The following is a 13,777-nucleotide window of genomic DNA, read 5'->3' as shown; positions in this document are numbered from 1 at the left end:
GCGGAAGGCGAGGAGCCCGAGGGACACCGAGGGAACGTGAACTTCTACCAGTACGCGCAGTACGGCACGCCCGACCCGACCTTGCCGATCGTCCATGTCGATGTGACGGACACCATTGAAGTGGCGGGGCAGGTGTACGGCTACTACCGGCGGCACATGCACGGCTCGACGGAGGAGTTTCCCATGGAACGCTTCAAGATCGGTCGCGAGGCACGTTCGAGTCACACGGGCGCGCTCTTCACGGAACCGTTCACGATCAAGCGCATGTATCACCCGCCCGTCCCGTATCTCACCTGACCGTACGCTTCAACGGCATCGAGGGGAGAGAAGTCGCTCCGTTGGTGCTCTCCGTGCAGTTTTCGCGCTTCCAGCAACTTTTTCACGCGTCCCTGCAGAGATTCGTGAGCCGCTCCCCTTGGGCGACCCACCCTGGAACGGCCCCGCTCGAACACTCTCCTCAGTTCCTGCCGAGGAGCTGGGTTACAGTCCTGATGTGTCGAAGCCAACGCTGCTCCTTCCGTTGCAGACAGATCGCCTCACGCTGCGCTTGCCTCGCCCGGCGGACGATCAGGACCTGCTGGCTTACTACAGCCGCGCCGACGTGGCGCAATATCTGCTCGAGGAACCCTGGACACCCAACGATGCCGAGGAGCAGCTGGCGAAGCGGCTGACACGGGTCGGACTCGATTCCGAAGTGGGCGCCTTGGCCCTGGTCTGGGAACATGCAGGTCGAGTCATTGGTGACGTGTCGCTGTGGCTGACCAAAGGGCGCGGCGACGTCGCAGAAATCGGTTGGGTCATGCATCCTGACTTTTCAGGAAAGGGGCTGGCGACGGAAGCGGTTCGGGCTGTCCTGACCGCTGCGTTCGACGTTTATGGCTTGCACCGAGTTGCCGCGCAGATGGACGCGAGGAACGCGGCCTCTGCGCGCCTGTGCGAACGCCTGGGCATGCAGCGTGAGGCCCACTTGCGCCAGGACTGGTGGAGTAAGGGAGAATGGACCGACACGCTGATTTACGGAATGCTGGCGTCCGACCGAGTCGAGAAGTCGCTGAAATGACGCCCGTGGTTCGCCACCTTCTCCTCGCGGTGCGACGCGCGCGTCAGGACAACGAACGGTGACGCGTCGCCTTCGCGGTCGAGAGCTCGGCCTGCCCTTCCCGGGAACGCCCGGGACGTTCAACGCCCTCACGGACGTGCAAGGCGTCGAAGTGGGGTTCACGACCTTGATCACGTCCGGCGCGGCGCCCGCGCGCACAGGCGTGACCGCCATCTTGCCGCGCGGACGCGCCGCAAGCCTCGAACCTGTGTGGGCGGGACATCACCGCTTCAACGGCAACGGCGAGCTGACAGGCTTGCACTGGGTCGAGGACGCCGGGTACTTTCGCGGTCCCATCTGCCTCACGAACACCCATTCGGTGGGCATCGTGCATCACGGCGTGACGCGCTGGATGATCGAGCAGCACGCGGACACCTTCCGAGAGCGTCACCTGTGGCTGATGCCGGTCGTGGGCGAAACGTACGACGGCGTGCTGAGCGACATCAACGCTCAGCACGTCACCGAGGCGCACGTGCGCGCCGCCCTCGACGGCGCCGTGAGCGGTCCGGTCGCCGAGGGCAACGTGGGCGGTGGAACGGGCATGATCGCGTACGGATTCAAGGGAGGCACGGGGACGTCCTCGCGCGTCTTGAACATCGCAGGCACGTCCGGGTGCGTCGCGGCGCTCGTGCAGGCGAACTTCGGCATTCGGCCTTGGCTACACGTTCTCGGCGTGCCGGTCGGACGTCACCTCGACGCGCCCTCCGCGCTCGAACGCGAGCAAGGTTCGGTCATCGTGGTGATCGGGACGGACTTTCCGATGCTGCCGCATCAACTCAGGCGTCTCGCGCGGCGAGCGACGCTCGGCATCGGCCGAACGGGAACGGCGGGCGGCAACAGCTCGGGCGACTTGTTCCTGGCGTTCAGCGTGGCGAACCGACGCTCCGCCGAGCGTGAATCGGCGGTGATCGACGCGCTGGAGTTTGTGAACGACGACGTGTTCGATCCGATCTACGAAGCCGCGTGCGAGGCGGTCGAGGAGGCCGTCGTGAACGCCTTGCTCGCGGCGCGCACGATGACGGCGATCAAGCCGCGCGGGTGGGTCGTGGAGGCGATCGACCCGGAGCAGTTGCTGGAGGTGATGCGGCGCTACGGACGCCTGTGAAGCGCCCAGGAGTCGGTGGCGGGACGGGAACGTATTGAAGACAGCGGCCGGAACGCACGGAAGGGCGCACCCGTGCATTGAAGCGGAGTCTTGAATTCGTCGAGCCACGCTCTGCAAGTACGTCGAGTTTCATGCAGGGTGGAAGCTTTCAGCGGTGGAGATGCTGCTCGGCGTTCTGGGGCTGAGGCTTGGCGTCGATGACAAGCGCCGTGATGACGGCGGCGACGGCCAGGACGAGCGCGCCGACCAGCAGTCCACGGTCGTACCCTTGCACCAGCGCGTCGCTGGCTCGCGCCACCGAGCGTTCGTTTCCCGCCGCTCGGCCTTCGTACACGGCGCTCAGCGCGTTCGGCAGCGTCGCGGTGGCCGTCACGACTACCACCGCGGACAGCACGCCCAAGCCGAGGGCCACGCCGATCTGCTGCGAGGCGTTGAGCAGCGCCGACGCCACCCCGGATTCTTCGGCGCGCACGCCGCGCACGGCCGTGAGGGTCAAGCCCAACCCGAATCCGAATGCGGTCGCGAAGATGCCTGGCAGGATGTGCAGGGCGTCGCTCGCTTGCGAATCCATGTTCGACAGCCACAGAACGGCGGCGGCGATCATCATTCCGGCGGCGGCGCGCGCGAGGTGTCACGCGGGAGACGAGCTTCGAGCCGACGCTTGACGAGAGGGCGATCCCGACGGCGAACGGCAGCCACGCGAGGCCCGTGCGCGGATGGGGCTGTACCCGAGAATGTGCTGCATGAACAGCGTCACGAGGTAGAAGGTGCCCATCGGGCCGATCGCGAGGAGCAGCATGCCGAGGTACGACCCGGCGCAGTTGCAATCGCGGAACAAGCCGAGGGGCAGCAGGGGATTCGCACGGCGCGCTTGGCTGAGCAGGAACAGCGGAATCAGGACGGCTGCACCCGCGAAGGCGCCCAGGGTGAGGGGGTCCGTCCAGCCTTGTTCGCCAGCGTACACCAACGACGCCATGCCCAGCGTTCCCGTGATGGCCGGGAGGACGTCGAGGCGTCCGGGTTGACGCGCGGCTTCCACGAGGGTGCGGGTGCCAGCGAGGACGAGCAAGCCGACGGGGATGTTGATGAAGAACACCCAGCGCCACCCGAGGGTGCCGGTGAGGAGGCCGCCGAGGAGCAGGCCCGCGACGATGCCGAGGCCGGACATCGCGCCGTACACGGCGAGGGCCTTGTTACGAGTTGCACCGGCGGGAAAGGTGGTGGTGATGAGGGCGAAGGCGTTCGGGGCGGTCAAGGCCGCGCCGACGCCTTGCAAGGCGCGAGCGGCGATGAGCAGCGCAGCATTGGGCGCGAGGCCGACGAGCAGGGACGCGACGGTGAAGAGGAGCAGGCCGCTTTGAAACACGCGGCGGCGGCCGTACAAGTCGCCGGCGCGGCCGCCGAACAAGAGCAGCGCGCCGAAGGCGAGGATGTATGCGTTGACCACCCACGGGAGGTTCGCCGAGCTGATGCCGAGTTCTCGTTGGAGGGTGGGCAGGGCGACGTTGGCGATGGAGTCGTCGAGGACGAGCATCAACTGGGCGGCGGCGATGACGAGGAGTGGCAGGCCGAGTTGGCTTGACTTGGGCGAGGTGGGGTTGACGTGGGACATGGTCCTCTCCTTGTTCCTGATCCCTTGGCAAGGATCGCCCGACATCAAGAGTATACCCCCCTCGGGGATATTGAAAATATCTCGATAAAGACCCGCTCTTGTCAGGATATTTTCTACGAGGTCTTTACATCCCCTCTGGGTGGGTGCATGATTGAGCGAGGAGGGCCGAGCCATGGCGACCGATGCAACCACCTTCGAGACTGACCTCACTCCTCGAGGCGAATCCTGCGACGCACACACCGAGCCTCACCCGTGCATGTTCGAAGACGCCCGCGAGAAAGCACCACGGCGACTTGCCATCGCACGCGGGCAACTCGAAAGCGTCCGCGTTTCCCTCGATCACCCCGCCGCCTACTGCGTCGACGTCCTCAAGCAGCTCAAGGCCATTCAAGGCGAGCTCGACGGAGCGGCGACCGGCGACTTGCTGGGCTGCACGTCGCCCCTGCCCACGAGCGTGGCGACGAGCAGAAAATCGGCGACGAACTCATGGAAGTCTTCAAGCACACCTGACGTTCTGCACGACAAGGTGAACCTCGACGGGAGGCAGGCATGACCCACCACGATCACCACCACGCGCCCGACGCGCCACGCCGCAGCACCCTGGAAGTTTCATTCCGCAACTGCCACGACCCAAGCGAACTCGCCGGGCTGGAAGACCGACTCGTCCGTGTGGAAGGCGTGGAGGGCGTGCACGTCGACCGCACCCGCGCCGTCGCGCACCTCACGTACGACTCGGCGGTCGTGAATGACACGGAGTTGCGGCGACGCCTGCACAACGCCGGGTACGACTGCGACTGCCAGGACTGCACGCCGTCCACCGCGCAACCCGGCCACCCCAGCATCGGACACGAACACCACCACGCTCATCACTCGGCCTCGGCAGCGCACGACCACGCGGCGACGAGACACGGAACGCAGGGGGAGGCCGTCATGGACCACAGCGCGCACGGTCAAGCGTCCGGGCACGGCGCGCACATGGTGAACGACATGCTGCTCCGCTTCGCCGTCAGCCTCGTCCTGACCGTCCCGGTGGTGCTGTACTCCCCCATCGGCGAAACCTTCGGCTTCACCGCCCTGCCACCATTCGGGCTGTCGATGGCGTGGTTCGGACTGCTGCTGTCCACGCCCGTCGTGTGGTGGGGCGGCTGGCCGTTCATTTCGGCGGCTTGGCGGGCGTTGCGCCGAAGCGAAGCGAACATGATGACGCTGATCGCTACGGGCATCCTCGTCTCGTGGGTGTTCAGCGTGTACGCCACGCTCGCCCTGAGAGGCCGTGAAGTGTTCTTCGAGGCGGCGGCCATGCTCACCGCGCTCTCGCTCCTCGGCCACTGGCTGGAGATGCGCTCGCGCTTCGCGACGGGACGCGCCGTGGAGGCGCTTCTGAAGCTCGCGCCCAGCACGGCGCGTGTTCTTCGAGGCGGTCAGGAGGTGGAAATCCCGCTGGAGCAAATCGTGGTCGGCGACGAGATCGCCGTGCGACCTGGCGACCGCGTCCCCGTCGATGGCCAGGTCACGAGCGGACACTCTTACGTGGACGAGAGTATGGTCAGCGGGGAACCCGTCCCGGTCGCGAAGGAGGCGGGCGCGAGGGTCACGGGCGGCACCGTCAACCAGACGGGCGCGTTCACCTTCAAGGCGACCGCCGTCGGCGCGGACACGGCCCTGTCCCGCATCGTACAGATGGTGCAAAACGCCCAGGCGAGCCGCGCGCCCGCGCAACGCCTGGCCGACCAAGCCGGGAAGTACCTGGTGTTCCTCGCGCTCGGCTCGGGATTGCTGGCGTTCCTCGCGTGGTCCTTCTTCGGTGGGGAGGGCGTGGTCTTCGCCTTGACGGCGGCCGTGTCGACCGTCGTCATCGCCTGTCCGGACGCGCTCGCGCTCGCGACGCCCACGGCGATCACCGTCGGCGTCGGCAAGGCCGCGAAGGAAGGCGTGCTGTTCAAGAACGCCACGGCGCTGGAGGCGACGGCGAACGTGGACACGGTGGTGTTCGACAAGACCGGCACCCTCACGGCAGGGAAACCCGCGTTGACCGACATCGTTCCCGCGGCGGGCGTGACCGAGGGCGAGTTGCTGCGCCTCGCCGCGTCGGCGGATCGTCCGTCGCAGCATCCGCTGGCCGAGGCGATCGTGCGCGGCGCGCAAGCGCAAGGTTTGTCGCTGGTCGCTCCTGAATCGTTCGACAGCGTTCCGGGGCACGGGGTCGTCGCGACCGTCGAGGGGCGGCGCGTGTTGATCGGCAACCGCAAGTTGATGAACCGGGAAGGCGTGAACGTCGCTTTGATGCCCGTCGAGGTGGAGCGCCTCGCGGGGAACGCCAAGACGGCGATGTACGTGGCGGCGGACGGGGAGCTTCTTGGTGTCGTGGCGGTGGCGGACACGATTCGTGAGTCGGCTCGGGAGGCGGTGCGGTTGCTGCACGCGCTGGGCGTGAAGACGGTGATGCTGACGGGTGACAACCGCCGCGCGGCCGAGGCGGTCGCGCGGCAGCTCGCAATGGACACGGTGATTGCGGAGGTGCTGCCCGAGGACAAGGCGGCGAAGGTGCAAGAGCTGCAATCGCAGGGCCGCAAGGTCGCGATGGTCGGCGATGGCGTGAACGACGCGCCTGCGCTCGCGCAAGCCGAGGTCGGCGTGGCGATCGGCGCGGGCACGGACGTCGCCGTGGAGACGGCCGACGTGGTGCTGGTGCGCAGCGACCCGGCGGACGTGGCGAGCGCCGTTGTCCTCGCGCGGCGCGTTCGCGGCAAGATCGTGCAGAACTTGTTCTGGGCGGCGATCTACAACGTCTTGGCCATTCCGGTCGCGGCGGGCGTGCTGTACCCTTCGACGGGCGTGCTGTTGCGGCCCGAGTGGGCGGCGCTGCTGATGAGCGCCTCGACGGTCATCGTGACGGTGAACGCGCTGCTGCTCAACCGAGTACGAGTGCGGAGCCGTCACGCGGCGCAAGGAAGACGAGCGGCCGCCTGAGCGCAGAAGGTCTGTCTCGAACGTCCCGTCAGAGTCCCACGCGCGAAGCCGCGAGCGTCATTGTGAAGCGCGCGAACGGCGTACGCCAAGGTTCGCATGACGCGATCCGCCCGGGTCGCTAGGCTCGGAGGATGACGACGGACGACATCGTGTTCTTCTACCGAACGGCGCACCCGTTCAGCAACTTCCACCCGTCCGTGTTCGTCGTTCAGGGCGTCACGTACCATTGGGCCGAGCAGTTCATCATGCACCGCAAAGCCGTGCAGTTCGGCGACTTCGAAACGGCCGAGGCAATCTTGCACGCGAGGAATCCTGGGGAGTGCAAGCAACTCGGACGGCGCGTGCGTCCGTACGACGACGCCGTGTGGGCCAGCGTGCGTGAAAGCGTCGCGTTCGACGCGTGCCTGCACAAGTTCACGCAAAACGAGAAGCTTCGAGCAGCCCTGCTCGCCACGCGCGACGCGCTGCTCGTGGAAGCCTCGCCCACCGACCGCATCTGGGGCGTCGGCTTCTCGGAGCAGGACGCCCTCGCCAATCGCGACCGCTGGGGCGAAAACCTGCTCGGGATCGCCCTTATGCGCGTACGTGACACGCTGAGGGAGGCGCCATGAGCGAAGCGTTCGGGCGCTCCCTCAACGTGGTGGACGTCGAAGCGACCTGTTGGCAAGACGAAGCGCCGTCCGGGCAGGTCAGCGAAATCATCGAAATCGGCCTCACGGTCGTGGACTTGCACGAAAGGCGCCGCGCGTCGAAGCACCGCCTGCTCGTGAAACCCACCCGCTCCGACGTCAGCGAGTTCTGCACGCATTTGACGGGATTGACGCGAGAAGAAGTCGATCGCGGCATGTCCTTCGCGGACGCTTGCCGCACCTTGCGAAGCGAGTTCCACGCGGACTCGTGTGCGACACGCGGCGTGCCTTATCCGTTCTCGAGTCGGCACACCAACGCCAAAGCCACGTACGCGGCGTTCGGCATGAAGAAGCGACTTGGCATGGCGCAGGCCCTGCAGCACGCCGAGTTGCCCCTCGAAGGGCGACACCACCGCGGCGAGGACGACGCGTGGAACATCGCCGCGCTCGTCTTGCGTCTCGTGGAAAGGGGCGCTTGGCCGCTCTAAAAGGACCTTTGCATGACGATTTCCTTTCCACCTGCGTTGAAGCTCGCCGTGCGTGAACACCCGTACCCGCTGCTGTTCGCGACGATCAGCGGCGCGCACCTCTACGGCTTCCCGAGCGCCGACAGCGACTGGGACTTACGCGGCGTGCACGTCCTGCCGCCTGAGGAAGTGCTGGGGCTCTTCGGCCGACGCGACACCGTGCAGCTTATGAACGACTCGGCGTTCGCGCACGCGGGCATGGCCCCGTTCGGATCGGACATCGAACTCGACCTCGTGACGCACGACGCGTACAAGTTCTTTTCCCTGATGCTCAAGCGCAACGGGTACGTGCTGGAGCAACTGCACTCCCCCTTGATCGTGCACACGACGCCCGAGCACGACGAGCTCAAAGAGATCGCGGCGGGCGTCGTGACGCGGCACCACGCGCACCACTACCTCGGCTTCGCCGCCAATCAGTGGAAGCTCTTCGCGAAGGAGGACCCGCCGCGCGTCAAACCGCTGCTGTACACCTTCCGCACGCTGTTGACGGGCTTGCACCTCATGCGGACCGGAGAAGTCGAGGCGAACGTGCGCGTGCTGAACGAGGACGCGAAGCTCGCGTACCTTGACGAGCTCGTCGCGCGCAAGACGAGCGGCGCGGAGAAGGAAACGCTGACGGGCGACGTGAGCGTCTACGAGCGTGAAGTGCGCCGCCTCACCGCCGAACTGGAAGCCGCGAAGGACGAACGTCGGCTGCGAGACGAGGTGAGCGTGAACGCGTGGCGGGCGCTCAGCGAACTCCTCGTTCGCTTGCGCCTTCGTGGCTTCGAGCGGCGGACGAGCGCTTCTTGAGCGACGTCACAAGCCGCACTTGCACGGCGCGCTCGAGTCACCGGCGAGAGTAGACTAGCGACGACGCCGTCAAGTGAAAGCGGGGCAAGAACATGAACTGGCAGACGCTTCGTTTCCTGGCTTGGACCTCCATTCTCATCGTCAACATGCACGTCTCCGCTCAGTCGTTTCCAGCCGAACAATTCGGTTGGTATGACGTGGGCGGATACAAGCTCTACCTTCAGTGCGATGGTCCGAGTCGGGCGCCGACGGTGGTGCTGCTTGGCGGGCTGGCGCCGTCCGGCGTGTTCGGCGTGGTGAGCTACGACGTCGCTCGGTTCACGCGCGTTTGCGTGTTCGACACGGCCGGCGTCGGAATGAGCGACCCTTCGCCTCGCGTGACGGACGGACGGCAGCGCGCGGAGGAGCTGCACCGCGTCCTCGTCACCGCCAAGGTGACGGGACCTCTGGTGCTCGTCGGGTATGAGTACGGCGCTCAGCTTGCACGCTTGTACGCCGACCTTCACCCGTCGGGGGTACGCGCGGTGATTCTCGTCAATCCTCTGCCGGAAGGTCTTTGGGAGAAGCTGCACGTCACGCTCGCGAACATTCTCCGTTCGGGAGAGATGGACGCGTGGGACGCGCGCAGAGAACTTCAGCGGCTGACCGAACGGCTTGCGGCGGTGCGCGACGACGCGGCCGCCCTCACGGCGAATTGGAACGTCCAGGCGGGGGAGCGTCAACTTCGACAAGCTCGACCGTTGAAGGCCATGCCGTTGGTGGTCATCACGCCGGGTCAGGACGTGCGCTCGTACTACGGGGAGCGGGCACGTCTGCCTTCCGGGAGTCTGCGTCTCACACAGATCCTCGGGGAACAGCAAAGGACCATGGCACGGTTGTCTTCTGCCGGTCGGCAAGTGGTGTCTCAGCGCGCTTGGTTCAGTATTCCGGAGCAGGATCCTGCGCTGGTGGTGAGTGTCATCCGGCAGGTGGTGGGCGCTTTGAGGGCGAACGTCGATGAGCGGTGAGCCGTGCGCCGCGAGGAGCTTTGCGGCACAAAGGAAGTGGCGGACGAGGCAGGACGCGAGAGAGACGTCCGACGCTTCCGAAGCTCGACTTGCCGCCACACGCCGTCGCGCTCGTTTCGCTCGACCCGATCCTTGCCGGCGGGAAGCGGGCGACGTTCGAGGGCGAGATCGACCCGAGCAGACACTTCCCACGCGCTTCCTCACACCCCGCTGACGGTCCGGGACAGCGCGTGGGAGCAACGTTCGTCCAAATGATGGCGCGCCTTCCGAGGGGCGCGGGCAGCTCGATCTTTTGTATCGTCGAGGAGCGGCGCCCGGCGCGCCATGGAGGACTTCGTGCGCTCACCGCCCCCGCGTCCGACCGCTCGCCTCGACGTGCCACGAACGATCGGCCGCCTGCTGCTCGGCGCTTTTTTGCTCTTCGCGGGCATCTCGCACCTCACCTTCGCGCGCGCCGCGTTTCGAGCGCAAGTGCCGCCTTGGCTGCCCTTCTCGCCGGACGCGGTGGTCGTCGCTTCGGGCCTCGTGGAGATCGCCCTCGGAGCCGCCCTCATCGCCCTGCCGCGCTTCCGGGTGGTGATCGGCGTCGTCGTCGCCGCCTTCTTCGTGGCGATCTTTCCGGGGAACGTCTCGCAGTTCGTGAACCGCGTGGACGCCTTCGGATTGAACTCGGACGTCGAGCGTGGGGTGCGGTTGTTGTTCCAGCCGCTTCTCGTGCTCTGGGCGCTGTGGTGCACGGGCGCGTGGCGAGCGAACGGCAGGTGACTCGTCGAGCCCGAGAAGCTGGAGAGGCGACGTGGAATGTCGTCGGCTTGTCATGGGCGAGGTCGGCGTGACGCTCTTCACGCATGGCTTCGACGGGACCTCCTGCATGCTCGTCGCACCGTGAACAGCGCAAGATGAGGCATGACGCGCTCGCCTGCCGTGCCCGCTTCGCTTCCGACGCCGCTGCCGTTCGTCGGGCACACGCCCGCCTTCGCCCGCGATCCCCTGAGCTTCCTCGACCGCCTCGCCGCGACGGAGCGGCGCGTCGTGTTCTTCGATCTCGGCGGTTCTACGGCGCTGCTCACGCGCCCCGAGGACGTGCACTTCACGCTGCAAGAGACGGGACGGCTGTTCTCGAAAGGCTATCAGCGTGGCTTCGCGATGCCGCTCGTGTTCGGAAGCGGCCTCGTGACGAGCGAGGGTGACTTCTGGCGCCGTCAACGCAAACTCATCCAGCCTGCCTTTCACGCGGTGCACGTCGCGAGTTACGCCGAGACGATGGTGACCCTCACGTGCGAGTTGCTCGGAACGTGGCGAAGTGGCGAGACGCGCGACGTGAACGCCGACATGACCCTCCTGACGCAGCGCATCGTCGTCGCGACGATGTTCGGCGCGTCCCTGCACGAAGATGAGCGTCGCCTCGCCGACGCCCTCGGGACCATCGAGCGCGGCATCATCCTCGACAGCTTCTCGTGGCGTGCCGTCGTGCCGCCGCACCTGCCCGCTCCAGGGCGGCGCGCCCTTTCGCGGGCCGTCGAGCACGTCGAGGAGGTCCTCGCGTGGATCGTGGCGAGGCGACGCGCCTTGAGCGAGGAGCGCGCCGATTTGCTCGGCTTGCTCATGGCGGCGCGCGACGAGGACGGGCAGCCCATGTCGGACGCGCAACTGCGCGACGAGATCATGACCCTCTACATCGCCGGGCACGAGACGACCGCGCACACCCTGTCGTGGGCGTTGTGGCTGCTCGGGCGGCATCCGCAGGAGCTCGGGGCGCTGCGCGAGGAGCTCGACGGCGTTCTCGGGGATCGCGCGCCGACCTTCGCCGACTTGCCGAAGTTGCCGCGCCTCGACGCGGTCGTGAAAGAGACGCTGCGCCTGTACCCGCCCGCGTGGATCTTCAATCGGCAGCTTGACGCGGACGTCACCTTCGGCGAGGACGCGGTCGCGAAGGGCACGCAGATCATGATCTCGCCGTGGGTGCTGCACCGCTCGGACGCCACGTTCGACGCGCCGCTCGACTTCCGCCCGGCGCGCTGGCATGACGGGTTGGAGCGCCGCTTGCCGAAGGGCGCGTACATCCCCTTCGGCGGCGGGCCGCGCATCTGCATCGGCAACGCGTTCGCCACGATGGAGGCGGCGCTCGTCCTCGCGCTGATCGTGCGCGCGTGGAACGTCGAAGTGCCGCGCGTCGCCGTGCCGACGCCGAGCATCACCCTCCACCCGAAAGGCGGCCTTCCATCTCGTGTGAGCCGCCGCTGAGCACGCCGCGACTCGACTCGACTCGATGCCGCCGGAGACGCGTTTCTTCCAACTGCTCGCTGCTCCGCGCAACCCTGTCATTCGAGTGGCCCTTTCGCTCTCGTCTTTCAACGCTTGCCGGAGTGACGGGAAGTAGGCGACGTCACGCCCTCGGGTTCTGACCCTTCGGGCGCGTTGGTCCGCATTCAGCTAGCCATCGAAGTTGAAAAGGTCAGGCGTCGCTTGAAGGGAGGCGATTCCCGACGCGTCCTCCACGGCCTTCACGGCCGCCAAGACGGTCGTCCAGTTCGTGCCGTCGCTCCTGCCGACCCGAGCGAAGCTGTCCGCGTGTTGTCGGCGCAAGTCTGCTTCTTCCGCTCGCGTCAACATGCCCAGCGCGGCCACCTCACGCAACCGCCTCTCCATCTCCGCGTGAAGGCGAACGCGAAACGCCTCGACTTCCGCTTGAAATTCGGTCACGCTCAAGGTCACGCGTCCCGCCGTTTCCTCCCAGCATGGCACGCCGTCTACAAGGCGCCTGCGGGCGTCCCATTCCATCGTCACGGTGGTCCGCACTCGCCAAAGCACCACGCGCGGTCCAGCCGCCAGGTACCCGGTGTCGAGGTGCCGCGCACCCCACCACGCGGTGGCTTCGTACCACGCGTTCCACGTCAGGTCACTTTCGTGTTCGTCGAGGCCGTTCCACCACTCGGTCACGCTCGCCAGCCACGCCTGCCACTGCCCCGTTTCGACCCACGCGTCGAAGGGGGTGGGTAGGACGTCGAGGACGTCCGGTAGGATCTCGGCGAGGTTCCACCACAAGCGCCCCACTTGGTCATCGAGGAAGTGCGCGTCCTCGCCGACGACATCGTGCGCGGTCACGAACGCCGGGTGGTAGGCGAACACCCGGCCGTGCGGGGTGTCGATGGCGTACCGGCCGTCGGTGAGCCAAAACCATCCCGTGAGGTACGAGCGCGGATCGACCCCGCCCTCCTTCCACAAAGCAAGCAGGTCGGGCAAGGGACGCAGGCGGTGGCGGAAGGTGAGCGTCACTTCTTCAGCGTACGCGGACGAAGGTTCGCTCGACGCGCCCCTCGCTCTCTTCCTTGGCGGGCGCTTGCGTGCCGAGCGCGAGCGATGAAACGAGAACCTTCGGCAGGTGCGGCGCGGGACGTGCGACGATGAAGTGGCATGCCGGCCTTCACGCTGCACCTGCGGGACCGCGACGCGGACGTCGTCGACGCTTGGCGCACGCACTTTCATCGTCTGCCGAGCGTGGATGTGTCGCACGGTGACATCTTCGACGTCTCGGCGGACGCGATCGTCAGTCCCGCGAACAGCTTCGGGTTTATGGACGGCGGCATCGACCTCGCGTACACGGGGCATTTCGGGTGGGATTTGCAGGACCGCTTGCGCGACGAATTGCGACGCTCGCACGTCGGGGAGCTTCCCGTCGGGCAGGCGCTCGTGCTCGAGACCTTCGACGCGCACCTTCCTTACCTGGTGAGCGCCCCGACGATGCGCGTGCCAGGGAACGTCGCGGAGAGCGTGAACGCGTACCTGGCGTTTCGCGCGGCGTTGCTGGCCGTGCGTGCCTTCAACGCCGCGAACGCCGAGCGGCCGATCACGTCTGTGTTGAGTCCGGGGTTGTGCACGGCGATCGGTCGCATGCCGCCCGATCGCAGCGCGCGGCAGATGGCGGCGGCGTACGCGGTGGTGATGCTCGGGCAGGAGAACTGTCCGTTGACGCTCAGGCAGGCGTTCGAAGAGCATCACCGCCTCCTCGGATGACAAGGCTCTACCCGTCGTCGCC

The 13,777-nt window shown here is 66.8% G+C and carries 15 protein-coding genes; 12 read left to right on the top strand and 3 right to left on the bottom strand.

Annotation, left to right across the window (positions count from 1 at the left end; translation table 11 throughout):
• The 3 genes from DES52_RS10875 to DES52_RS10865 form a co-directional block, all read left to right on the top strand.
• Positions 1-297: hypothetical protein (locus DES52_RS10875; RefSeq protein WP_211317907.1), on the top strand; the 297-nt coding region annotated here is incomplete at its 5' end.
• Between the two features lie 196 nt (positions 298-493).
• Positions 494-1,060, top strand: a complete 567-nt coding sequence (locus DES52_RS10870; protein WP_245900913.1) for a GNAT family N-acetyltransferase — start codon at positions 494-496, stop codon at positions 1,058-1,060.
• Between the two features lie 58 nt (positions 1,061-1,118).
• On the top strand, positions 1,119-2,204 hold the full coding sequence (locus DES52_RS10865) for a DmpA family aminopeptidase (protein ID WP_110886833.1): 1,086 nt from the start codon (positions 1,119-1,121) through the stop codon (positions 2,202-2,204).
• A gap of 148 nt (positions 2,205-2,352) precedes the next feature.
• Here DES52_RS10865 and DES52_RS23280 read toward each other — a convergent pair whose 3' ends face one another.
• Positions 2,353-2,808: an MFS transporter gene (locus tag DES52_RS23280; RefSeq protein ID WP_211317906.1), complete on the bottom strand. Its 456-nt coding sequence runs from the start codon at positions 2,806-2,808 to the stop codon at positions 2,353-2,355.
• 27 nt (positions 2,809-2,835) lie between these two features.
• Positions 2,836-3,816: an MFS transporter gene (locus DES52_RS10860; RefSeq protein ID WP_211317905.1), complete on the bottom strand. Its 981-nt coding sequence runs from the start codon at positions 3,814-3,816 to the stop codon at positions 2,836-2,838.
• A 172-nt stretch (positions 3,817-3,988) separates the two neighbouring features.
• Here DES52_RS10860 and DES52_RS10855 point away from each other — a divergent pair, with 172 nt between their 5' ends.
• The 8 genes from DES52_RS10855 to DES52_RS10820 all read left to right on the top strand — a co-directional run bounded on the left by DES52_RS10855 (position 3,989) and on the right by DES52_RS10820 (position 11,985).
• Complete coding sequence (locus DES52_RS10855) at positions 3,989-4,369, top strand: metal-sensing transcriptional repressor (RefSeq protein ID WP_342767079.1); 381 nt, start codon at positions 3,989-3,991, stop codon at positions 4,367-4,369.
• Positions 4,366-6,786 carry a heavy metal translocating P-type ATPase gene (locus DES52_RS10850; RefSeq protein ID WP_110886832.1) on the top strand — a complete coding sequence of 807 codons (2,421 nt, stop codon included), beginning with the start codon at positions 4,366-4,368 and terminating at the stop codon, positions 6,784-6,786. Before DES52_RS10855 ends, DES52_RS10850 begins: the two co-directional genes overlap by 4 nt.
• A 131-nt stretch (positions 6,787-6,917) precedes the next feature.
• Positions 6,918-7,397, top strand: coding sequence for a riboflavin biosynthesis intermediates N-glycosidase (locus DES52_RS10845; RefSeq protein ID WP_110886831.1), 480 nt, complete (start codon positions 6,918-6,920; stop codon positions 7,395-7,397).
• Positions 7,394-7,903 carry a 3'-5' exonuclease gene (locus DES52_RS10840; RefSeq protein WP_110886830.1) on the top strand — a complete coding sequence of 170 codons (510 nt, stop codon included), beginning with the start codon at positions 7,394-7,396 and terminating at the stop codon, positions 7,901-7,903. The genes DES52_RS10845 and DES52_RS10840 overlap by 4 nt, the downstream gene beginning before the upstream one ends.
• A gap of 12 nt (positions 7,904-7,915) precedes the next feature.
• Positions 7,916-8,734: a nucleotidyltransferase domain-containing protein gene (locus DES52_RS10835; RefSeq protein ID WP_110886829.1), complete on the top strand. Its 819-nt coding sequence runs from the start codon at positions 7,916-7,918 to the stop codon at positions 8,732-8,734.
• Between the two features lie 92 nt (positions 8,735-8,826).
• Positions 8,827-9,741 carry an alpha/beta fold hydrolase gene (locus DES52_RS10830; RefSeq protein WP_110886828.1) on the top strand — a complete coding sequence of 305 codons (915 nt, stop codon included), beginning with the start codon at positions 8,827-8,829 and terminating at the stop codon, positions 9,739-9,741.
• Positions 9,742-10,077: 336 nt separating this feature from the next.
• Positions 10,078-10,506 (top strand): DoxX family protein, encoded by a 429-nt coding sequence (locus tag DES52_RS10825; protein ID WP_245900911.1) that lies wholly within the window; start codon positions 10,078-10,080, stop codon positions 10,504-10,506.
• A 141-nt stretch (positions 10,507-10,647) separates the two neighbouring features.
• Positions 10,648-11,985 (top strand): cytochrome P450, encoded by a 1,338-nt coding sequence (locus DES52_RS10820; protein WP_110886826.1) that lies wholly within the window; start codon positions 10,648-10,650, stop codon positions 11,983-11,985.
• A 189-nt stretch (positions 11,986-12,174) separates the two neighbouring features.
• Here the strand turns inward: DES52_RS10820 and DES52_RS10815 are convergent, their stop codons facing one another.
• Positions 12,175-13,017 carry a DUF5984 family protein gene (locus DES52_RS10815; protein WP_110886825.1) on the bottom strand — a complete coding sequence of 281 codons (843 nt, stop codon included), beginning with the start codon at positions 13,015-13,017 and terminating at the stop codon, positions 12,175-12,177.
• Positions 13,018-13,155: 138 nt separating this feature from the next.
• On the opposite strand from DES52_RS10815, the gene DES52_RS10810 reads away from it, so the two are divergent.
• Positions 13,156-13,755 carry a macro domain-containing protein gene (locus tag DES52_RS10810; RefSeq protein ID WP_110886824.1) on the top strand — a complete coding sequence of 200 codons (600 nt, stop codon included), beginning with the start codon at positions 13,156-13,158 and terminating at the stop codon, positions 13,753-13,755.
• Positions 13,756-13,777 lie beyond the last annotated feature (22 nt).

The organism is Deinococcus yavapaiensis KR-236, from assembly GCF_003217515.1.
In the GTDB taxonomy this organism is placed as follows: Bacteria; Deinococcota; Deinococci; order Deinococcales; family Deinococcaceae; genus Deinococcus_A; species Deinococcus_A yavapaiensis.
Note: the sequence above shows the minus strand (reverse complement) of the source record. Positions and strands in the feature narration are given on the sequence as shown.